Source organism: Amycolatopsis nigrescens CSC17Ta-90, assembly GCF_000384315.1.
GTDB lineage: Bacteria > Actinomycetota > Actinomycetes > Mycobacteriales > Pseudonocardiaceae > Amycolatopsis > Amycolatopsis nigrescens.
Map to the genome: position 1 here is coordinate 4,181,452 of NZ_ARVW01000001.1, position 20,257 is coordinate 4,201,708.

Below are 20,257 nucleotides of genomic sequence, written 5' to 3' on the forward strand. Positions count from 1 at the left end.
TCCATTAGCAGCACGCTCCGTGTCCTGATCACCCCCAGGAGTGATATATGAGTTTCCGAACCGCCGCGATCTGCACCGCGATCGCCTTGGTCGCCACCGCCTGCGGCGGTGAGGGCGGCAGTGCCGGCCAGCCGGCCGACGGCAAGATCAAGGTGGTCGCCTCCACCAATGTGTGGGGCAGCGTGCTCAGCGCGGTCGGCGGGGACAAGGTGGCCCTCACCTCGATCATCAACGACCCGTCCGGCGATCCGCACTCCTACGAGACCACGCCCGCGGACGCGGTGGCCGTGCAGGACGCCAAGCTCGCGCTGTACAACGGCGGCGGTTACGACACCTTCTTCACCAAGCTCTCCGACCAGGCGCCAGGTGTGCGCAAGCTGGTCGCGTTCGACATTTCGGGCAAGGCGGGCGAAGGCCACACCGACGCGGGCGAGGCCGAGGCGGAGCACGGCCACAGCGAGGTGAACGAGCACGTCTGGTACGACTTCGCCACCGTGGACAAGGTCGCCGACCAGGTCGCCGCCCAGCTCGGCGAGCTGCAGCCGGACGCCAAGGCGGCCTTCGACTCGAACGCCGGCGCGTTCAAGGCCAAGGTGGCCGAGTTGCGCGCCAAGACCGAGCAGGCGGGCGCCAAACAGCCGGGCGCGAAGGTGATCGCCACCGAGCCGGTCGCGCACTACCTGCTGGAGACCGCGAAGGTCGAGGACGCGACGCCGCCGGAGTTCTCCGAGGCGATCGAGGAGGAGACCGACGTGCCGGCCGGCGCGCTGGACCAGGTGCACCAGCTGGTGGACGGCAAGCAGGTCAAGGCCGTGGTGAACAACGCGCAGACCACCACCCCGGTCACCGACCAGGTCATCGCCAAGGCTAAGAATGTCGGGCTGCCGGTGGTGGACGTGACCGAGACGCTGCCGGCCGGTGTGACCGACTACATTGCCTGGATGAGCAAGGAAGTGGACGCCTTGGCCGGAGCATTGGGCTCTTGACGAAGCAAGCGCCCGCCGTCGAAATCCGCGGGGCCGGCCTCGCGTTCGGCGTCAGGACCCTGTGGTCCGGGCTGGACCTCGACGTCCGGCCCGGCGAGTTCCTCGCCGTGCTCGGCCCGAACGGCTCCGGCAAGACCAGCCTGCTCAAGGTGCTGCTCGGGCTGCAGCAGCTCTCCGCCGGCTCGGTCCGGCTGGCCGGCAGGCCGCCGGGCGCCGGTAACCAGAAGGTCGGCTACATCCCGCAGCAGCGGGCCATGCAGGAGGCGGTCACCCTGCGCGGCACCGACCTGGTCGGCCTCGGTCTGGACGGGCACCGCTGGGGTACCGGGCTGCGCGGGATGGCGGAGCGGCGGCGCCGGGTGGCCGCCGCGATCGCGTCGGTCGGCGCCGAGTCCTACGCGAAGGCGCCACTCGGCAGGCTTTCCGGCGGCGAGCAGCAGCGGCTGCGGGTGGCGCAGGCGCTGATCGGCGAACCGGATGTGCTGCTCTGCGACGAGCCGCTGCTCTCGCTCGACCTGGCGCACCAGCGCGCGGTCAGCGATCTGATCGACGAAAGGCGCCGGGCCGCGGACACCGCGGTGCTGTTCGTCACGCACGAGCTCAACCCGATTCTGTCCTATGTGGACAGGGTGCTGTACCTGGTGAACGGCGAGTTCCGGATCGGCGCACCGGCCGAGGTGATGAACTCGGAGACCCTGTCCGAGCTGTACCGCACGAAGATCGAGGTGGTCCGCGTCGGCGGGCAGATCCACGTCGCCGGTGCGCAGAGCGCCTTGTGCGAGGACGAGCCGCACCACATCGGCGAGCGCGTCTCGTGAGTGGCGCGAAGGGCAAAAAGCCGGCTATTTGCCCGTGGGGAATGGTGGGTTAGGCCCGGGGATGGACAAGTTCTTCGACTTCGATCTGACCGCGAAGTACCTCGCGGTGGACTTCGTGCAGATAGCGCTGATCGCCGCGGCCGTGGTCGCGCTGGTCGCCGGCCTGCTCGGCCCGCTGATCGTGACCCGCCGGATGTCCTTCGCCGTGCACGGCACCTCCGAACTGGCCTTCACCGGCGCGGCCGGGGCGCTGCTGCTCGGCGTCGGCATCGGCTACGGCGCGCTGGCCGGTGCCGTGCTGGCCGCGCTGCTGCTCGGCCTGCTCGGCGGCCGCGAGTCCGACCGCGACTCGGTGATCGGCGCGATCCTGTCCTTCGGGCTCGGCCTCGGTGTGCTGCTGCTGTGGTTCTACCCCGGCCGCGCTTCGAGCAAGTTCGGCATCCTGATCGGCCAGCTGGTGGCCATCGAGCCCGCCGACCTCACCCTGCTGGTGGTCTCCGCGGTGCTCGTGATCGCGGTGCTCGCGCTGATCTACCGGCCGCTGCTGTTCGCCAGCGTGGACCCCGGGGTCGCGGTGGCGAGGGGCGTCCCGGTGCGGGTGCTCACCCCGCTGTTCGCCGTGCTGGTCGGCATCGCCACCGCGCTCGGCGTGCAGATCGTCGGTGCGTTGCTGGTGATGGCGCTGATGGTCACCCCGGCCGCGGCGGCGGCCAGGATCACCGCCAGCCCGGTGCGGGCAACCGTGCTCGCGGTGGTCTTCGCCGAGGTCGCCGCGCTCGGCGGGATCGTGCTGTCGCTGGCGCCGAGCGCGCCGCCCAGCGCGTTCGTCACCGCGATCTCGTTCCTGATCTACCTGGTCTGCCGGCTGATCTCCTACCGCCGCGACCGGGCCCGCGGGGCCGCCGAAAAGGCGCCGGCCGGTCAGCCAAGCATGAGCAGCACCTGAAGCTCGCCGACCAGGAAACCGATCAGTCCGCCGACCGCGATCAGCTTCCACTCGTCCTGCCGGAAAGCGGGCCGCAGCAGGTTTTCGTACTGCAGCGGGGTCAGCTCCCGCATCCGCTCCCGGACCATGCCGGCCACGTCCATCGCCTCGGTCAGGTAGCCGTCCGCCTGCCGGATCGTCTCCGGCAGCCGCCGGACGGCTTCGGTCGCGGCGGCCTGCTTGATCTCCCGCAGCCGCTCCCCGCCGATGGTCAGTGCGACCACCGGCTTGGCCGCACTGGTCTGCTCGTCCACCGCCTTCGCGACCACCCGCTGGACCATCGCGAGCAGCCGGTCCGACCGCGGCCCGCGCAGGATCGAGTCCATCAGGTTCTTCGTGGTCAGCACCTCGCGCGCGATGATCTCGCCGTACTGCTTCGCCACCTCGGCCCGGCGGCGCTGGAACTTGCCCTGCAGGGTGAACCGGCCCAGCCGGACCGGCTCGCGCGGCACGAAGATCAGCTTGATGGCCAGCCAGTCGGTGAACAGCCCGATGCAGCCGCCGAAAACGGGCAGCACCCACGGCTGCTTGGTGAGCGCCCAGACGAACGCCTGCACCACACCGAGCACGAAGCCGAAGTAGATCCCGGTGCGGGCGATGAACGCCATCTCCGGCCGCGAGGTCTCCCGGACCAGCCGGACCATCAGCGCCCTGTTCTCGGTCAGCAGCCGCACGGTCATCTGCTTGACGTCGAGCACCTCGTCCAGGTTGTCCCTGATCTCGCGCATCAGGTCGCCGACCATCCGCGGTGAGCTGGCCTGCACCTGCTTGATGATCAGCTCCTGCGCCATCGCGGGCAGCAGCTCCCACATCCGCGGGTGGTATTCGGCCAGCACGTCCCTGGCGATCCCGTCCACCGCGCGCAGCAGCGGCTGCTCCACCTCGCGGGCCACCCGGTCCGGGTCGATCCTGGCGAAGACCTCCTTGAGGTCGAGCAGGTTCGTGGTGAGCAGGTCGGTGGCGACCGCGGCCATCCGCCCGCCGTGCCGGGGCACCACGCCCTGCCAGCCGAAGAACGGCCGGACGCCGACGAAATCGAGCGGTTTGAACATCATCTCGATGGCGACGCGCTTGGTCACGTAACCGATCAGCGCGGCGATGAACGGGATCGCGGTGTACAGCGGCCAGTGCTGGGCGAGGTCGTCCAGAACGGCGTCCACTCGCAACCCTCCCGCCGGCTCGCCGAGTTCGTGAGCGGAACCGTACCGCCCGGCCGGTCAGTGCAGCAGCAGGAGTACCTGCAGTTCACCGACCAGTCCGCCGATCACCGCGCCCACCGCGATCAGCTTCCACTCGTCCTGCCGGAAGGCGGGCCGCAGCAGGCCTTCGAACTCCAGCGGGCCGAGCCGGCTCATCCGGTCGACGATCGTGTTGCGCACGTCGAAGGCGTTGATGGCGTAGTTCTCCGCGTGCCGGATGGTCTCCGGCACGCGCACCGACGCGATCGCCGCGGCGGTCTGCTTCATCTCCTGGAACTTCCGCGAGCCGACCGCCATCGCCACGAACGGCTTCACCACGCTGGCCTGCTGGTCGATGGTCCGCCGCACCTCGCGGGCGATCACCTCGAACAGCCGGTCCGACTTCGGCCCGCGCAGCACCGCCTCGAGCAGGTTCGGAATGGTGATGATCTCCCGCGCGATCACCTCGCCGTAGTCCTCGGCCACCTGCTGCCGCCGCTTCTGGAACACGCCCTGCCAGGTGAACACGCCGAAGAACCGTCGAGGCAGGCGCGGCAGGAAGATCATCTTCAGCGCCAGCCAGTCGGTGAACCAGCCGATCAGGATGCCGAACAGCGGCAGCACCACCGGAGACTTGGTCAGCGCCCACACCAGCAGCTGCACGCAGCCGAGGATGAAGCCGAACACGATCCCGGAACGGGCGATGAACCGCATCTCCGGTCGCGAGATGTCCCGGATCAGCCGGTTCAGCAATGCCTTGTCGCGCACCAGGTTGGTGACCACCATGTGCTCGAGGTCGAGTACCTGCTCGACGTCGTGGGAGATCTCGCGCAGGATCTTCGCGATGGTGCGCGGTGCGTCCGCCTGCACCCGCCGGAGCAGCATTCGCTGCGCGCCGTTCGGCAGCGTTTCCCACAGCCGCGGCTGGTACTGCTCCATCACCTCGCGGGTGACGTCCTCGACCACGCGCAGCAGCGGCTCTTCGATCTCCTTTGCCAGCTGGTCCGGGTCGAGCCTGGCGAAGATCTCCTTGGGGTCGACCAGGTTCCGGGTCAGCGTCGTGGTGGCGATGCGCGCCATCCGTTCCGCGTTCGCCGGCAGCACCCCCTGCCAGCCGAGGAACGGCCTGATGCCGACGAACTCGACCGGTTTGAACATCATCTCGATGGCGACGCGCTTGGTGACGTAGCCGATCAGGGCGGCGATGAACGGCATGGTCACGTAGATCTGCCAGTTCTGCGCCAGGTCGTCCACGACTCCGGTCCCCCTCCCCGCGAGATCCCCGTGGAGAAACCGTAGTCCAGGCTTCAGTGCAGCAGGAGCAGTACCTGCAGCTCACCGACGAGTCCGCCGATCACCGCGCCGACCGCGATCAGCTTCCATTCGTCCTGCTTGAAGGCGGGGCGCAGGATGCCCTCGAACTCCACCGGGGTGAGCTGCCGCATCTTGTCCACGATCGTGTTGCGGACGTCCAGCGCGCCGGTGGCGTAGTCCTCGGCGTACCGCAGCGCTTCGGGCAGGTGCTCGATCGCCTTCGCCGAGGCCGCCCGCTTCATCTCCTGGTACTGCCGTCCGCCGACGGTGAGCGCGACCAGCGGCTTGGCGATGCTGGCCTGCTGGTCGATGGTCCGCTGCACCTCGCGCTGGATGAGCGCGAACAGCCGATCCGACTTCGGGCCGTTGAGCACCGCCTCCAGCACGTTGCGCACGGTCAGCACCTCGTCCGCGATCAGCTTGCCGTAGTCCGCGGCCACCTGCTGGCGGCGTTTCTGGAACATGCCCTGCCAGCTGAAGAACAGGAAGTGCCGCCGCTCGCGCGGATAGAAGATCATCTTCAGCGCCAGCCAGTCGGTCACGAAGCCGGTGACGAAACCGAAGATCGGCATGATCAGCGGTTCCTTGGTCAGCGCCCACGCGACGAACTGGACCAGCCCGATCACGAAGCCGAAGTAGATCCCCGAACGGGCGATGAACCTCAGCTCCGGCTGGGCGACCTCCTTGATCAGCCGGACGGAGAGCGCCTTGTCGCGGACCATGTTCGTGATCAGCATGTCGTTGACGTCGAGGACCTCGTCGATGTTGGCCGAGACCTCGCGCAGCAGCTTGGACACCACCTTCGGCGCCTGCGCGCGGACCTGCCGGATCAGCATCCGCTGCGCCTGCGCCGGCAGCATCTCCCACAGCCTGGGCTGGTGCTGTTCCATCACCTCGCGGGTGACGTCCTCGACCGCGTGCAGCAGCGGCTGCTCCAGCTCGGCCACCATCCGGTCCGGGTCGATCCTGGCGAAGATCTCGCGCGGATCCACCAGGTGCTGGGTGAGCAGCTCGACCGCGGTGGTGGCCATCCGCCGCGCGTTCGCCGGGATCACGCCCTGCCAGCCGAGGAACGGCTTGATGCCGACGAACTCGAGCGGCCGGAACATCATCTCGATGGCCACCCGCTTGGTGATGTAGCCGATCAACGCGGCGATGAACGGCATCGTGGCGTACACGTGCCAGTGCTCGGCGATGTCGTCGAGAATGGCCCGCACGCCGCCCCCCTCCGCCGCACCCCTTGCTAGCGCCGCGTCAATACTGCCTCACTTACCGCCGCGCACGTTAGCTCTTCGGGAGTCAGGGCCGGAAGAGAGTGCCGTGGTACGAGCCGCGCGCGGTGCGGGCGGCCACGATCAGCCATGCGGTGACGAGCAGCAGGTAGAGCAGCACGGCCAGGAAGCCGAACAGCCCGGAGTGCACCTTCGCGGCCAGTGCGCTGGTCCCGGTGACCACGGTGCCGACCGGGAAGGTGAAGCTCCACCAGGTCAGCGCGAACGGCAGCCCGCGCCGCGCGGTGCGCAGGGTCAGTGCCGCGGCGAGCACCAGCCACAGCATGGCGAACCCCCAGGCCGGCACGCCGTAGAAGAGGCCGAAGGCGGCGGCCGCGGCCCGGTACGGCTCGGGCAGCGCCGCGGCGGCGTCGCCGCTGAGCAGGTTGGCCGCGGTGATCGACTGGCCGAGCGGGCCGAGCACGATCCACACCGTCGGCACGGTCGCGGCCGGGCCGGTCTTGTGCAGCACCAGCCGCTGCCAGATCTGCGGCACCAGGAACAGGGTGGCGAACAGGCTCAGGCCGAACATCGCGTAACAGGCCAGCAGCAGGCCGAGCTGGGCCTGCCCCGGCGGCAGGTGCGGGATGAGCAGGGCGCCGTTCGCCGCGGAGACCATCGGCGGCACCACCGGCATCAGCCAGCCGGCGAACACGTTCTCGCCCTTGAGCTCGTGCGTGGTCATCATCCGGAACGGGATCCAGACCGCGGTCAGCAGGCCGAGCGCGGTGCCCGCGGTCCACAGCACCCAGTCCACCGCCAGCGCCGGGCCGAGCCCGATCCAGTCCTTGCCCAGCAGCAGCGTGCCGGCGCCCACGGTCATCAGCGCCATCGGCGGCGCGCCCCAGAACTGGGCCATCACCGGGTTGTGCGCGTGGCCGCGGGCGGTCGGCCGGTGGCGCGCCCAGTGCACCGCCCACGCCGCGCTCAACGCGACCAGCAGCAGCGCGGCGGCGGCCCAGACCACGGTCGCGGCGGTTCGCAGGCCGGGGAACTGCGCGGGCAGGCTCGCCGCCGCGTTCGCCACGATGCCGGTGCCCATGATCGAGGCGAACCAGTTGGGACCGAGGTTGGCGAACAGCTGTGCGGGATGGTCGAGCGCGCTCAGCGGGCCCGGCCGGTGCTCGTCCGACGCCGGCCGATCGGGCGCGAGGGTACTGGTCATGATCACCAAACTGCCCTGCGACGGTCCCGCCGAGTAGACTCCGATGGCTGATGGATGCATAAGCTGTGCTTATGCCCTTGCCGCCGCGAATGACCGACCTCGCCCTGTTCGACCTGCTGCTCAGCGTGGCCGAACTCGGCAGCATCGGCCGGGCGGCGCGAGCGCACGGGGTGTCCCAGCCCGCCGCGAGCGCGCGGATCCGCCAGTTGGAGAACCTGGTCGGCACGCCGCTGCTGGAACGTTCCGCTCGCGGTGCCCGGCTGACCGCGGCCGGCAAGCTGGTGGCCGGCTGGGCGCGGCCCGTGCTGGACGCGGCGATCGACCTGGAGGCCGGTATCGACGCCCTGCGCGCCGACCGGCGCGGTCACCTGAGGGTCTCCGCGAGTCTCACCGTCGCGGAGTACCTGCTGCCGAAATGGCTGGTCGCGCTGCGCACCGTCGACCCGGCCACGGTGACCTCGCTGACCTCCGGCAACTCCACCGAGGTGGCCGCGCAGGTGCTGGCCGGTCAGGCCGATCTGGGCTTCGTCGAGGGTCCCGGCCTGCCGGAAGGTTTGCAGGCCCGCGAAGTGGCGCGGGACGAACTGGCGCTGGTCGTCGCGCCTTCGCATCCGTGGGCCGTCCGTCGCCGCAAGCCGAGGGTCGCCGAGCTGGCCGGTACCGCGCTGATCAGCCGGGAGCCGGGATCGGGTACCCGGCAGGCGCTGGAACGGGCGATCCGCGCGTACACCGAGTCGGTCCCAGTAGAGCTCGCCGCCCCGCTGCTCGAGCTGTCCTCGACCACGGCGATCAAGGCGGCCGTGGTGGAGGGCATCGGGCCCGCGGTGCTCAGCGCGTACGCGGTGGTGCCGGAACTCGCCGCCGGCACCCTGGTCCGGCTGGTGGTGCCGGACCTCGATCTCACCCGGCGGCTGCGCGCGATCTGGCCCACCGCGCAGACTCCGCGCGGTCCGGCGCGCGATCTGCTGGCGATCGCGCTGCGTAGCGGCTCGGTCTGAGTAGCTGTTACAGCGCGATACAGCCGTTTGGCGGTACCAGGGAGAACACCGCGACTAACTAGAGTGGCGCGATGGTTGCTGCCGACCCCTCCGCCCCGGCCCCCGAAACCCGCCCCTTCGCCACCGCTCTCAGTGGCTACAACCGAAACCAGGTCGACGAGCGTCTTACCCGCTTGTCCAGCGAACTCAAGGACGCGACCCAGGCTCGCGACGAGGCCACCTCGGCGGTCTCGGACCTGTCCAAGGCACTGAGCTACTCCCAGCAGGAGCTGACCGAGGCCAAAGCGAGCCTGGCCAGAATCGCCACCGATCCGGCCGGTGCCACCGCGATCACCGAGCGTGTGCGCACCATGCTCGGTCTCGCCGAGGAAGAAATCGCCGACCTGCGCGCCAAGGCCGAGGAAGACGCGGCCAACACCAGGGCCGCCGCCGATCGCCTTTCGGTGAAGCAGCAGGCGGAACACGACCAGCGCCTCGCCGAGCTGAACCAGCGGCGCGAGGAGCTCGAAGCCGAATACCAGGAACTGCGCAAGAAACTCGCCGAAGAGCACGAGCAGCAGTTGGTGCAGGCGCGCGCCGAAATCGAGACCCGCGCCAAGGAAGCCCAGCAGGAGCGCGAAAAGTTGGACGCGGAAGCGGCAAAGCGGCGCGAGGCGGCGGACCAGCAGGCCGAGCAGACGCGGGCCGCGAAGCAGGCCGAGGCCGAGCGCACCGCGACCGAGCAGCTGTCGGCCGCCAAGGAGAAGTCCGAAAAACTGCTCGCCGAGGCGGAAAGCCGGCACAGCGAAGCCGAGCGGGAGCGCACGCAGGCGCTCGAACTGCGGCAGAACGTGGCCGACCGGCTGACCGCGACCAACAGCGCGGTGCAGGCGGCGCTCAAGGCCCTTTCGCCGGACGCCGAAGAAACCCCGCCGAAGGCCGACCCGGCGAAGAACGACACCGAGAAGAAGAAAGCCGTCCCCGCCTAATCGCCGTCTCACCGAGCGAGCCCAACGTGACGTTTGGCCAATAGAACACACCAAACGTCACATTGGGCTCGTACGGACGCGCCTAACCGATCGCGGTGGTGAACAGCTCCTCGTCGATCCAGTCGCGGTCGTGCAGGCCGGTGCAGAAACGGCGGTAGGACGCGTTCAGCGCCTCCTGCTCACCGGGGTCGGGCTCGACCAGGGTGCCGGTTCCGGCCAGTGCGGAACCGGCCTCGGTCAGCCCGCCCGGCAGCAGTGCGGCCGCGGCCAGAAGTGCCGCGCCGTAACCGGTTTCCGCGTGTGGCGAGCAGCGCAGCGCGAGCCCGGTGCTGCTCGCCCGAATCTGCGTCCACAGTGGACTCTTGCTGCCGCCGCCCGCGGCGAACAGCGGGCCGCGCACCTCGACCCCGAGCCGGCGCAGGTGATCCAGCGCCAGCCGTTCCACGAACGCGACCCCTTCCAAGCGGGCGCGGTGCAGCTCGACCTCGTCCGCCGGGGTGCCGTCCAGGAAACCGGTGGCGGCCTGGCTGGTGAACGGGAACCGCTCGCCGGAGCGGGCCAGCGGGTAGGTCACGATCCCGGCCGGGCCGCGCTCGGCCGCGGCGGCATCGAGCGCGACCAGTCCAGGCGTGCCGGCCACCGCCTCGCCGCCGGTGTTGGACGCGCCGCCGGGTAGCCACCAGCCGTCCGGATGCCGGTGGCTGTACATCGCGCCGCTCGGGTCCGGCACCAGTTCACTGGTCACGCCCTTGAGCACGTAGGTGGTGCCGAGGATGCCGACGAACTGGCCAGGCGCCATCGCGCCGGAGGCAAGCTGGCCGGCGCAGCCGTCGGTCATCCCCGCCACCACCAGGCAGCCGGAGGGCAGCCCGGCGACCGGCCTTGCCACCTCGCCCAGCACGGTGGCCGGCGTGACCACCGGCGGCAGCCAGCTTTCCGGCACGCCGAAGGCCTCGAACACCTCCCACGGCCAGCTCCCGGTCAGCGGGTCGTAGCCGCTTTTCAGCGCGTGCGAAGAGTCGGTGGCGACCGGGCCGCCGGTCAGGTGCGCGCAGATCAGGTCCGGGGTGTGCCGGATGCCGGTCGCGTCCGGCCGGGCTTCGCGCAGCCAGGCGATCCGGCCGAGCGCCGCGGTCGGGGACACCGTCATGCCCAGCGCCCGCCAGCGGCCGGCAGCCAGTTCGGCCGCTTTCGCGTTGTACGGGGCGCCTCGCCGGTCGTCGTACATCAGTGCCGGCCCCACCGGTTCGCCCGCGGGGCCGACCGCCACGATGGTGCCGGAGGTCGCCGCCACGGCCACCGCCCGCACTTCCGCGCCGCGGCCGGGCAGCTCGGCGGTGACCCGGCGCAGCACCGACTCCACCGCCGGCCACCAGGCGCCGGCGTCCTGCTCGCTGTGCCCGTCCGGCGAGCGGACCGGCGCGGGCAGCGGTGCCGCGGCGGTGGCGAGCACCGCGGCGCCGTCCACCGCGAGGGCTCGCACCCCCGCGGTGGCGACGTCGACACCGATGGTCACTCGGCTCATGTAGAGGCGACCTTCTCTCCCAGTTGCTGCAGGTTCGCGTCGTTCCGGAGCGCTTCCTCGGTACTTTCCGGCAGCTTGAGGAACCGCACCAGCACGGCGGCCACCAGGTACAGCGCGGCGAAGATGATGACCACCCCGGCCGCGCCGGCCGGCCCGAGGAACAGGCTGACGATGGCCGGCCCGACGAAGGCGGCCGCCCCCGCGCCGAGGTTGAGCAGGGCCATCGCGCCGCCCTTGTTCTCCGGGGCCAGCGAGGGCAGCAGTGCCGAGATCGGCACGAACCCGGCCAGCGTGGCGCCGTACAGCGCGCCCACGATCAGCGCCAGCCAGTAGTACTCCGCGCCCATCGCCAGCGGCACGAAGTACAGCAGCAGAATGGAGATCGCACAGCCGATCGCGCCGAACCAGAAGATGGTGGTCCGCCAGCCGATCTTGTCGCTGAGCACGCCGAAGATCAGGTTGAAGAAGATGTTGGTGCCGTAGATGACCGACACCAGCAGCAGCCATTTGCTCTCGCCAAACCCGATCTGGCTGATGAAGATGGTCGGGAAGAACACCAGCATGCCGAACTCCGGCGCGGTGTTGATCACGCGCACCAGCATGCCGAGGCCGACCCGCGGGTTCTTCCACGCGATGGACACACTGGACACCAGGCTCTGCACCGGTTTCACATCTCGTGGCGCGAGCCGCTCGTAGCCGGTGCGTTCACGCACGCCGAGCAGGCAGACCAAGCCGCCGAGGGCGAGCACGCCGACGGACAGCCAGAGGGTGCCGTAGTGCCCCATGATCGGGTTGGTGAAGCTGGCCACCAGCGCGCCGAGGGTGGGCAGGCCGCCGGTGAAGGCGAAGTAGAACCAGCCCACCGCCGCGCCGAGCCTGGCGATCGGCGCGACCGCGGTGATCCAGACCAGGAAGCCGAACGCGAACATCGGATAGCCGAACCCGCGCAGACCGTAGAACACGATCATCAGCGGGTAGTTCTCGCCGGTCACCGCGATCGCCAGGAACAGCACGTCGAAGACCAGCCAGATGGCGAGTCCGACGAACATCACCCGGCGCGGGCCCCACAGTTCGGACAGCGCACCGGAAAGCCAGGACGCCAGCATCACCGCGACCCCGTAGACCGTGATCACGTACGACGCCTTGATGTCGTCGCCCGCGCCGTGGTCGGCCATGAACGGCGCGATGAAGCCGGACTCCACCCCGTCGCCGATCATGAACAGCAGCAAGCCCACATAACCGAGGAACAGCGGGGCCGGCAGCCCCCATCTGGTCAGCAGCCTGGCGAACGAGCCGGACGGTCCGGATGGTGCCGCCGGGCCGGACGGTGGCTGGGACAACGGCGGTGTTGTCGACTGGCTCATGCGCGCCTCCATGACGAGAAACTCGAATTATCATGAGCCGTGTTAACTTCACGCGCAAGATGTGAGCCGCAGATTTTTTGGGTTAGGTCCCGGCCACCTCGACCGTGATCCGGCTGCGCAGCTCCTCCACCAGCGGGCCGGGCACCTGAGCGTCCACGATCAGCCGGTCGTAGCCGTCCAGCGGGGCCAGCCGGTGCAGTGCGGCGCGGGGCATCTTGCTGGCGTCCATCAACAGCACCTTGTGCTGCGCGCCGGCCAGCATCGCGCGCTTGACCATCACGATCTCCGGCTCCTGGTGGTACGTCATCTCGGCGGTCATCGCCGAGGTGGAGACGAAGGTGACGTCCACCGTCAGCCGTTCGACCGCCTCCAGGCAGCCCATCCCGAGGAAGGAGTCGTGGGTGGCCGAGTAGTCCCCGCCGATGCAGATCAGCCGCAGGTCGTGCACGCCCTTGAGGGCCTCGATGGTGCGCAGGTAGTTGGTCGCCACGGTCAGCGGGGTGACCTCGTGCAGCAGCTTGGCCAGCGCCAGCGCGCTGGTCGAGTCGTCGAGCAGGATGGACATGCCCGGCTCGACGTGCGTCAGCGCCTGCCGCGCGATCGCCGCCTTCTCCTCGGCGTGCGCGTTCAGCCGGTACGCCGCGTTGCTTTCGAACACCGTCGAGGGTTGCGCGGAAACCCCGCCGCGGTACTTGCGCAGCAGTCCGCGGCGCGAAAGTTCCTCGATGTCGCGGTGCACGGTCATATGGCTGACCCCGGACAGTTCGACCAGGTCGGCGATCGAGGCCCGGCCCTGCTTGATCACGAAGTCGCTGATCCGCTGCTGCCGGATGTTACGAGAACGGGCGCTGCCGCCGCTCGGGGTATCACCGCTCATGTGTCCAGCATTCCGCATGCCGTGCCGGCCCGCTCAGGTCGTCGGCTGGTTGAACCGCAGCAGGGCGGTGCGCTCGCCGTCGATCCCGATCTCGGTCAGCGCGGCGTTGCGGACCCGCGGGAACACCGTCCGGTAGGTGTGCAGCGGGATGCCGAGCAGCCGGCACAGGGTCAGCCGGAACAGCGTGTTGTGTGCGACCACCAGCACCAGCTCGCCGTTCGCGCGGGCGGCGATCGAGCGCAGCGCCGCCACCCCGCGGTCGGCGGCCTGGTCGGTGGGCTCCGCGCCGGGGAAGGCGCCGGCCACCGGGTCGGCGAGGAAGGCGTCCACTGCTTCGGGGTCGGTGCGCCGCAGCTCGTCGAGGGTCTTGCCTTCGGCGATGCCGAAGTGCACCTCGTGCAGTTCGTCCACGATCTCGGCGGTGAGCCGCAGCGCTTTGGCCGCGGGGTCGGCCGTGCGCACCGCCCGGTCCTGCGGTGAGCAGTACAGCGCGGACGGCCGCTGCTCCGCGGGCAGCGCGGCCAGGTAGCTGGCCAGCCCTTCCGCCTGCTCGGTTCCGTGCGAGGTCAGCGCCACCTCGCTGGTGCCGGCGTACCGGTTTTCGGCGTGCCATTCGGTCTGCCCGTGGCGGGCCAGCAACAGGCGGGTCTGCATAACGGCTACTCCGAACTCGGCGGTGACAAATAGCGGACTCGGTGTTAACTTAACATCATCGATGTGAAAGGGGATCTAGATGACGCTCGCCGCGGTCGTGTTCGACCTGGACGGTGTTCTCGTCGAGAGCGAACACCTCTGGGAGGAGAACTGGGTCGCTTACGCGGCCAGGCACCAGGTCGAGTGGACGGCTGCGGACACCGCGACCGTGCAGGGCATGAGCGCCCCGGAGTGGGCGGCCTACCTCGCCGAGCGCAGCGGCACCGACGAAACCGTAGAGCAGGTGGAACGAGCCGTGGTGGACGGGATGATCTCGGCCATCGAGGGCGGTGAGGCACCGCTGCTGCCCGGCGCGGGCGCCATGGTGCGCGAGGTGAGCGCCGTGGTGCCGGTCGCGCTGGCATCGTCGGCCGCCCGCCGGGTGATCGACGCCGTGCTCGCCACGCACGACCTCACCGGCGAGTTCACCGCGACGGTGTCCAGCGCCGAGGTGCCGCGCGGCAAGCCGAACCCGGACGTCTACCTGGAGGCCGCGGCCAGGCTCGGCCACCGCGGCGAGGACTGCCTCGGCGTGGAGGACTCCAGCAACGGCATCCGCGCGGCCGCGGCCGCCGGGCTGACCGTGATCGCGCTGCCGAACCCGACCTACCCGCCGAAGCCGGACGCACTGGCGCTGGCCAGCGCGGTGGCCGAGGACAACGACGAAGTGCGCCGGCAGCTGCTAGCCTACCTGGCGGGTGAGCCCGTCGCCGAGGTGACCTCATGACCACTTTGGGCAGGCCGGAGACGTTCAAACGCGACTGGGTCGACGGTTTCGTCACCGCATACGGCCGGACCGTGCGCAAGGTGCCCGACGCCTACGGGGTGCTCGGCCGTCAGGTCCCGTCGGACGGCAAGGTCGCGGTGATCATCGGCGGCGGCTGCGGGCACTACCCGGCCTTCGCCGGGCTGGTCGGCCCCGGCCTCGCCGCCGGCGCGGTGGTGGGCGACGTGTTCACCAGCCCGAGCGCCGAGCAGGTCTACCGCACCGCGCGGGCCGCCGACGGCGGCGCCGGCGTGCTCTTCGGCTACGGCAACTACCAGGGCGACGTGCTGCATTTCGGGCTTGCCGCCCGCCGGCTCGCGGCGGAGGGCATCGAGAGCCGCACCATCCTGGTCACCGACGACATCGCCAGCGGGCCGGCGGAGGAGCCGTCGCGGCGGCGCGGGGTGGCCGGTGACTTCCTGGTCTTCAAGATCGCCGGTGCGGCCGCGGAACGCGGCGACGACCTGGCCGCGGTGCACGCCGCCGCGGTGCAGGCGAACGCGAACACCAGGACCTTCGGGGTGGCCTTCGGCGGCTGCACCCTGCCCGGCGCGGCAGAACCGCTGTTCACCGTGGCGGAGAACCGGATGGAACTCGGCCTCGGCATCCACGGCGAGCCGGGGGTGCGCACGGTGGACCGGCTCAGCGCCACCGAGCTCGCCGACGAGCTGGTGGACGGCCTGCTGCCCGAGCTGCCCGCCGGTGACGGCCGGGTGGTGGTGCTGCTGAACGGCCTCGGCCGCACCAAGTACGAGGAAATGTTCGTCACCTACACCCGGGTGCACGAGCGGCTCGCCGCGGCCGGGCTGAGCCCGCTGCACACCGAGGTCGGTGAGTTCGTCACCTCGCTGGACATGGCCGGGGTCTCGCTTTCCGTGCTGGTGCTGGACGACGAGCTGGCCGAGCTGTACGCCGCGCCGTGCGACACCCCCGGCTACCGCAGTACCGGCGCGGTACTGGAGCAGGTACCCCTTGAGTCTACTGTGGACCGTTCGCTGGCGCGCCCGGAAGGCAAGGCGGGCAACGGAATCGTGGACAGGGTGCTGACTGCCGCGTTGGAGAGCATCGAGCGGAACGAGGCCGAGCTCGGCAGGCTGGACGCGGTCGCCGCGGACGGCGACCACGGGCTCGGCATGACCCGCGGCATGCGCGCCGCGCTGGCCGCGGCCAGGACCGCGGAGGACGACGGCGAACCGGTCTCCGGGGCGCTGCTCGCCGCCGGTACCGCCCTGGCCGACGCGGCGGGCGGCGCCTCCGGCGCGCTCTACGGGGTGCTGCTCGCGGAGACGGGCGCGGGCCTGACCGGGCTGGCGCCGGCGGAGATCGACCTGGCGGCGCTCAGCCGGGGAGTGGACGCGGCCGTGCTGGCCTTCGTCGAGCTCGGCCGGGCGCGGCCGGGGGAAAAGACCATGCTCGACGCGATCGAGCCGTTCCGGGTGGCACTGCGCGAGCAGGCCGAAGCCGGTGCGGGCGTCGCCGACGGCTGGCACAAGGCGGCCCAGTGCGCGGCCACGGCCGCCGAGCGGACCGCGGACCTGGTGCCCGCCAAGGGCAGGGCGGCCAGGCTGGCCGAACGGAGCAGGGGGCACGCCGATCCGGGAGCGACGTCGTTCGCGCTCATCGTCACCGCCATCGGCGCGGCACTGAACAGGAAGGACGACCGGTAGTGCGAATCGTGGTGGCGGCGGACAATGCCGGAGTGGAGCTGAAGAACCAGCTGCGGGACCTGCTGCTGGCGGACGAGCGGGTGCGCGAGGTGACCGATCTCGGCGTGCCGGACGACGGCGACGACCGGGCGTACCCGCTGCTCGGGCTCGCGGCCGCGGAGCGGATCGCGAGCGGGGACGCCGACCGCGGCGTGCTGGTCTGCGGCACCGGTATCGGGATGGCCATCTCCGCGAACAAGGTGGCCGGGGTGCGCGCGACCGTGGCGCACGACTCCTACTCGGCGGAGCGCTCGATCAAGTCCAACGACTGCCAGGTGATCACCTTCGGCGCGCGGGCGATCGGGCCGGAGCTGGCGAAGAAGATCGTCACCGAATGGGTCGGCTACACCTTCGACCCGTCCTCGCCCAGCGCCTCCAAGGTCGCCCACATCACCGACTACGAACAGACCCACCTGGCGTCGTGAGTGGAAAGTGTTGCTCCAGCAACATTTTCCACTCACGACCCGGGACCAGGTTCAGAGAGGAACCAGAGTGCGGATACTCGCTGCGGGAGACGAATTCGTCGGTACCGGGCTGCTCGTCGACGCCGTGCGCGCGGAGCTGGGCGGCGCGCACGAGTTCGCCGAGCTGTCCCTGCCGTGGCCGGTGGTGCCGTTCGGCCCGGTCGGCAACGTGCAGGAGGCCAGCGGCACCGAGCAGCAGGTGATCGACGCGATCGCCGGCGCCGAGGTCGCGGTGACCCAGATGGCGCCGTTCACCAAGCAGGTCTTCGCCGCCGCGCCACGGCTGCGCATGGTGTCGGTGAGCCGGGGCGGCCCGGTGAACGTGGACCTCGCGGCGGCCACCGAGGCGGGGGTCGCGGTGACCTACGCGCCGGGCCGCAACGCCGGTGCCGCGGCCGAATTCGCGATCGGCATGATCCTGGCCGCGATGCGCCGGATCGCCACGTCGTCGGCCGAACTGCTGGCCGGGACCTGGCGCGGCGACTACTACTCCTACGCGAACACCGGCGTCGAGCTGGCCGGCACCACGGTCGGCCTGGTCGGCTACGGGGCGATCGGTTCCAAGGTGGCCAGGGTGCTGGTCGCCTTCGGGGCGGACGTGCTGGTCGCGGACCCGTACGCGGACCGGGCCAAGGTCACCGCCGACGGTGCCGAGCTCACCGAGCTGGACGACCTGCTGCGCCGCAGCTTCGTGGTCAGCCTGCACGCGCGGCTCACCGAGCAGACCCGGCACCTGATCGACGCGGACAAGCTCGCGCTGCTGCCCGAGGGCGCGGTGCTGGTGAACTCCGCCCGCGGCGGGCTGCTGGACTACGCCCCGCTGCCGGACGCCTTGCGTTCCGGCAGGCTCGGCGCGCTGGCGCTGGACGTCTACGACGTGGAGCCGCCGCCGGCGGACTGGGCGCTGCGCGACGCCCCGAACGTGATCGCGACCCCGCACCTGGCCGGGGCCAGCAGGCAGACGGCCGAGCGGGCGGCCAAGATCGTGGCCGCCGAGGTGGGCCGCTATGCCCGTGGTGAGCGGCTGGCCAACGTCGCCAACCCCGACGTGCTCGCCGGGTGACGCCATGCCGGGACTGGGAATCATCGGTGTGGACATCGGCACCTCGCTGACCAAGGCGGTGGTGTTCGACGAGTCCGGCATGTCGATCGCGCAGGCGTCCACCCCCTCGGAAGTGCACCACCTGCCCGGTGGTCTGGTGGAACAGGACCTGGAGCAAGTGCTCGGCACGGTGGCCACCGTGGTGCGCGAGGTGGTGGCCGGCCTGGACACCCCGGTTACCGCCCTCGCGCTGACCGGCCAGGGTGACGGGCTGTGGCTGCGGGACGCGGCCGGGGCGCAGGTCCGCCCCGCGATCTCCTGGCTGGACGGCAGGGCGAACGCGCTGCTCGCCAAGTGGCAGGCCGACGGGGTCACCAGGGAGGTCTTCTCCCGCACCGGATCCGGCATGTTCCCCGGCTGCACCGCCGCCATCATGTCCTTTTTGGACGCTCATGAGTCGGAGTCGCTGGACCGCGCGGTGGTGGCGGGCTACTGCGTGGACGCGGTGGTGCAGCGGCTGACCGGGGAGATCACCGTGGACGTCTCGGACGCCTCGCTGCCCTTCCTCGACCCGGCCACCCGGCACTACTCCGAGCAGGCGATCGACGCCTGCGGGCTCAGCCACCGGCGGTCGCTGTTCGCCGAACCGGCCGAGCCGAAGGCGGTCTTCCGGCTGAACGCCGACGGCGCCGCACTGCTCGGCCTGCCCGCCGGGCTGCCGGTCACCGCAGGGCCGTTCGACCTGCCGGCGAGCGCGATCGGCGCCGGGGTGCGTGCGCCGGGCGACGGCATCCTGACCGCCGGCACCACCCTGGCCTGCCAGGTGCTCACCGACAGCCCGGTGTTCGACCCGGAAGGCGAGCCGGCCGGGATGTTCCTCAGCACACCGACCGCGGGGGAGTTCCTGCGCGCGATGCCGGCCATGGTGGGCACCGCCAGCATCGACTGGGTCTGCCGGCTGCTCGGCATCGAGGTGGCCGAGATCGGCGGGCTGCTCGCCGCCGCCCCGCCGGGTGCGGGCGGGGTGCGGGCGCTGCCGTTCCTGTCGAACTCCGGTGAGCGGGCGCCGTTCGTGGACGCGTCCGCACGGGCGCAGTTCGCCGGACTGAGCCTGGAGAGCGGCCGCGCCGAGGTCGTCCGCGCGCTGTGCGAGTCGATCGCTTATGCGGCACGACATTGCTTCGAGGCGGCCGGACTGTCTGGCCGCCTGTACGCCTGCGGCGGCGGGGTTCGTTCGCCCGAATGGACGCAGATCTTCGCCGACGTGCTCGGCCGTCCGATCGTGATCCCCGGCGATCCGGGGGTCGGCGCGCGCGGTGCGGTGATCGTCGCGGCGGAGTCGCTCGGCGTTCCGGTGGACGTGGAACTGTGGGCGGCCAACTCGCGTACCGTCGAATACCGGCCGGGTGACGCGGAGTTCTATCAACAGGGTTATGCGGACTACCAGGCCTCGCTGTCGGCGGCTCGCGGATTGTGGAGGTTGTAGATGCTGCTCGGGGATCAGCGTGCGGCGGTGTGCGAGTACGCCAGGCGGATGACCGCGGACGGGCTCGTGGTTGGCACCTCGGGGAACATCTCCGTGCGCGCGGACGATCTGGTGGCCATCACGCCGACCGGGGTGGACTACGCCTTTCTCGCGCCGGCGGACATTCCGGTCGTCGCGCTGGACGGATCCATTGTGGATGGTGAGCTCAAGCCGACCAGCGAGCTCGCCATGCACCTGACCGTGTACCGCGACGTGACCGATCCGGACGACGCGGAGATCACCGCGGTGGTGCACACGCACTCGGTGCACGCCACCGCGGTGTCCGCGCTGGTCGACGAGGTGCCGCCGATCCACTACATGCTGGCGACCATCGGACCCACCGCCCGGGTGGCGCCGTACGCGACATACGGCACCGTCGAGCTGGCCGAGGCTATGCGGGCCGCGTTGAAGGACCGGCGCGGCTGCCTGCTCGCCAACCACGGCACGATCACCTTCGGCGACGGGCTTTCCGCGGCGTACAGCCGCGCGCAACAGCTGGAATGGCTGTGCCAGCTCTGGCTGCTTTCGCGGTCCGCCGGCACGCCGAGGCTGCTGCCGCCCGCCGAGATCGAGCACGTGGTGGAGAAGCTGCGCGGCTACGGCCAGAAATAG

At 70.6% G+C, this 20,257-nt stretch carries 19 protein-coding genes; 11 read left to right on the forward strand and 8 right to left on the reverse strand.

The window, feature by feature from the left end; translation table 11 throughout:
- Nucleotides 1-47 precede the first annotated feature (47 nt).
- From AMYNI_RS0119780 to AMYNI_RS0119790, 3 genes are all read left to right on the forward strand, one after another.
- Nucleotides 48-986, forward strand: a complete 939-nt coding sequence (locus AMYNI_RS0119780; RefSeq protein WP_020669776.1) for a metal ABC transporter solute-binding protein, Zn/Mn family — start codon at nucleotides 48-50, stop codon at nucleotides 984-986.
- Entirely contained in the window at nucleotides 983-1,804 is an 822-nt protein-coding gene (locus AMYNI_RS0119785) for a metal ABC transporter ATP-binding protein (RefSeq protein WP_020669777.1), read from the forward strand. Before AMYNI_RS0119780 ends, AMYNI_RS0119785 begins: the two co-directional genes overlap by 4 nt.
- A 61-nt stretch (nucleotides 1,805-1,865) precedes the next feature.
- The gene (locus AMYNI_RS0119790; RefSeq protein WP_020669778.1) at nucleotides 1,866-2,750 is read left to right on the forward strand and encodes a metal ABC transporter permease; all 885 of its coding nucleotides are present in this window, start codon (nucleotides 1,866-1,868) and stop codon (nucleotides 2,748-2,750) included.
- Here AMYNI_RS0119790 and AMYNI_RS0119795 read toward each other — a convergent pair.
- The 4 genes from AMYNI_RS0119795 to AMYNI_RS0119810 form a co-directional block, all read right to left on the reverse strand.
- Nucleotides 2,726-3,949: a DUF445 domain-containing protein gene (locus AMYNI_RS0119795; protein ID WP_020669779.1), complete on the reverse strand. Its 1,224-nt coding sequence runs from the start codon at nucleotides 3,947-3,949 to the stop codon at nucleotides 2,726-2,728. The genes AMYNI_RS0119790 and AMYNI_RS0119795 overlap by 25 nt on opposite strands.
- A 57-nt stretch (nucleotides 3,950-4,006) precedes the next feature.
- Nucleotides 4,007-5,182 carry a DUF445 domain-containing protein gene (locus tag AMYNI_RS0119800; RefSeq protein ID WP_051116537.1) on the reverse strand — a complete coding sequence of 392 codons (1,176 nt, stop codon included), beginning with the start codon at nucleotides 5,180-5,182 and terminating at the stop codon, nucleotides 4,007-4,009.
- A gap of 92 nt (nucleotides 5,183-5,274) precedes the next feature.
- On the reverse strand, nucleotides 5,275-6,447 hold the full coding sequence (locus AMYNI_RS0119805) for a DUF445 domain-containing protein (RefSeq protein WP_051116538.1): 1,173 nt from the start codon (nucleotides 6,445-6,447) through the stop codon (nucleotides 5,275-5,277).
- A 133-nt stretch (nucleotides 6,448-6,580) separates the two neighbouring features.
- Nucleotides 6,581-7,717: a TDT family transporter gene (locus AMYNI_RS0119810; RefSeq protein ID WP_026360675.1), complete on the reverse strand. Its 1,137-nt coding sequence runs from the start codon at nucleotides 7,715-7,717 to the stop codon at nucleotides 6,581-6,583.
- Between the two features lie 71 nt (nucleotides 7,718-7,788).
- Here AMYNI_RS0119810 and AMYNI_RS0119815 point away from each other — a divergent pair, with 71 nt between their 5' ends.
- Both AMYNI_RS0119815 and AMYNI_RS44880 read left to right on the forward strand, forming a co-directional pair.
- Nucleotides 7,789-8,715 (forward strand): LysR family transcriptional regulator, encoded by a 927-nt coding sequence (locus AMYNI_RS0119815; RefSeq protein ID WP_245573957.1) that lies wholly within the window; start codon nucleotides 7,789-7,791, stop codon nucleotides 8,713-8,715.
- 71 nt (nucleotides 8,716-8,786) lie between these two features.
- Nucleotides 8,787-9,683, forward strand: a complete 897-nt coding sequence (locus AMYNI_RS44880) for a coiled-coil domain-containing protein (protein WP_040405828.1) — start codon at nucleotides 8,787-8,789, stop codon at nucleotides 9,681-9,683.
- 82 nt (nucleotides 9,684-9,765) lie between these two features.
- On the opposite strand, the gene AMYNI_RS0119825 is transcribed toward AMYNI_RS44880, so the two are convergent.
- From AMYNI_RS0119825 to AMYNI_RS0119840, 4 genes are all read right to left on the reverse strand, one after another.
- Nucleotides 9,766-11,208 (reverse strand): FGGY-family carbohydrate kinase, encoded by a 1,443-nt coding sequence (locus tag AMYNI_RS0119825; protein WP_026360676.1) that lies wholly within the window; start codon nucleotides 11,206-11,208, stop codon nucleotides 9,766-9,768.
- Complete coding sequence (locus tag AMYNI_RS0119830) at nucleotides 11,205-12,485, reverse strand: MFS transporter (protein ID WP_026360677.1); 1,281 nt, start codon at nucleotides 12,483-12,485, stop codon at nucleotides 11,205-11,207. Before AMYNI_RS0119830 ends, AMYNI_RS0119825 begins: the two co-directional genes overlap by 4 nt.
- A gap of 169 nt (nucleotides 12,486-12,654) precedes the next feature.
- Complete coding sequence (locus tag AMYNI_RS0119835) at nucleotides 12,655-13,449, reverse strand: DeoR/GlpR family DNA-binding transcription regulator (RefSeq protein ID WP_020669787.1); 795 nt, start codon at nucleotides 13,447-13,449, stop codon at nucleotides 12,655-12,657.
- Between the two features lie 33 nt (nucleotides 13,450-13,482).
- Nucleotides 13,483-14,103, reverse strand: coding sequence for a histidine phosphatase family protein (locus AMYNI_RS0119840; RefSeq protein WP_020669788.1), 621 nt, complete (start codon nucleotides 14,101-14,103; stop codon nucleotides 13,483-13,485).
- Between the two features lie 79 nt (nucleotides 14,104-14,182).
- Here AMYNI_RS0119840 and AMYNI_RS0119845 point away from each other — a divergent pair, with 79 nt between their 5' ends.
- The 6 genes from AMYNI_RS0119845 to AMYNI_RS0119870 all read left to right on the forward strand — a co-directional run bounded on the left by AMYNI_RS0119845 (nucleotide 14,183) and on the right by AMYNI_RS0119870 (nucleotide 20,257).
- Nucleotides 14,183-14,869 carry an HAD family hydrolase gene (locus AMYNI_RS0119845; protein WP_020669789.1) on the forward strand — a complete coding sequence of 229 codons (687 nt, stop codon included), beginning with the start codon at nucleotides 14,183-14,185 and terminating at the stop codon, nucleotides 14,867-14,869.
- Nucleotides 14,866-16,575, forward strand: coding sequence for a dihydroxyacetone kinase family protein (locus tag AMYNI_RS0119850; RefSeq protein ID WP_020669790.1), 1,710 nt, complete (start codon nucleotides 14,866-14,868; stop codon nucleotides 16,573-16,575). The genes AMYNI_RS0119845 and AMYNI_RS0119850 overlap by 4 nt, the downstream gene beginning before the upstream one ends.
- Nucleotides 16,575-17,039 carry a ribose-5-phosphate isomerase gene (locus tag AMYNI_RS0119855; protein ID WP_020669791.1) on the forward strand — a complete coding sequence of 155 codons (465 nt, stop codon included), beginning with the start codon at nucleotides 16,575-16,577 and terminating at the stop codon, nucleotides 17,037-17,039. Before AMYNI_RS0119850 ends, AMYNI_RS0119855 begins: the two co-directional genes overlap by 1 nt.
- A gap of 67 nt (nucleotides 17,040-17,106) precedes the next feature.
- Nucleotides 17,107-18,141 carry a 2-hydroxyacid dehydrogenase gene (locus AMYNI_RS0119860; protein WP_020669792.1) on the forward strand — a complete coding sequence of 345 codons (1,035 nt, stop codon included), beginning with the start codon at nucleotides 17,107-17,109 and terminating at the stop codon, nucleotides 18,139-18,141.
- 4 nt (nucleotides 18,142-18,145) lie between these two features.
- Nucleotides 18,146-19,606: an FGGY-family carbohydrate kinase gene (locus AMYNI_RS0119865; protein ID WP_020669793.1), complete on the forward strand. Its 1,461-nt coding sequence runs from the start codon at nucleotides 18,146-18,148 to the stop codon at nucleotides 19,604-19,606.
- Nucleotides 19,607-20,257 (forward strand): class II aldolase/adducin family protein, encoded by a 651-nt coding sequence (locus AMYNI_RS0119870; protein ID WP_020669794.1) that lies wholly within the window; start codon nucleotides 19,607-19,609, stop codon nucleotides 20,255-20,257.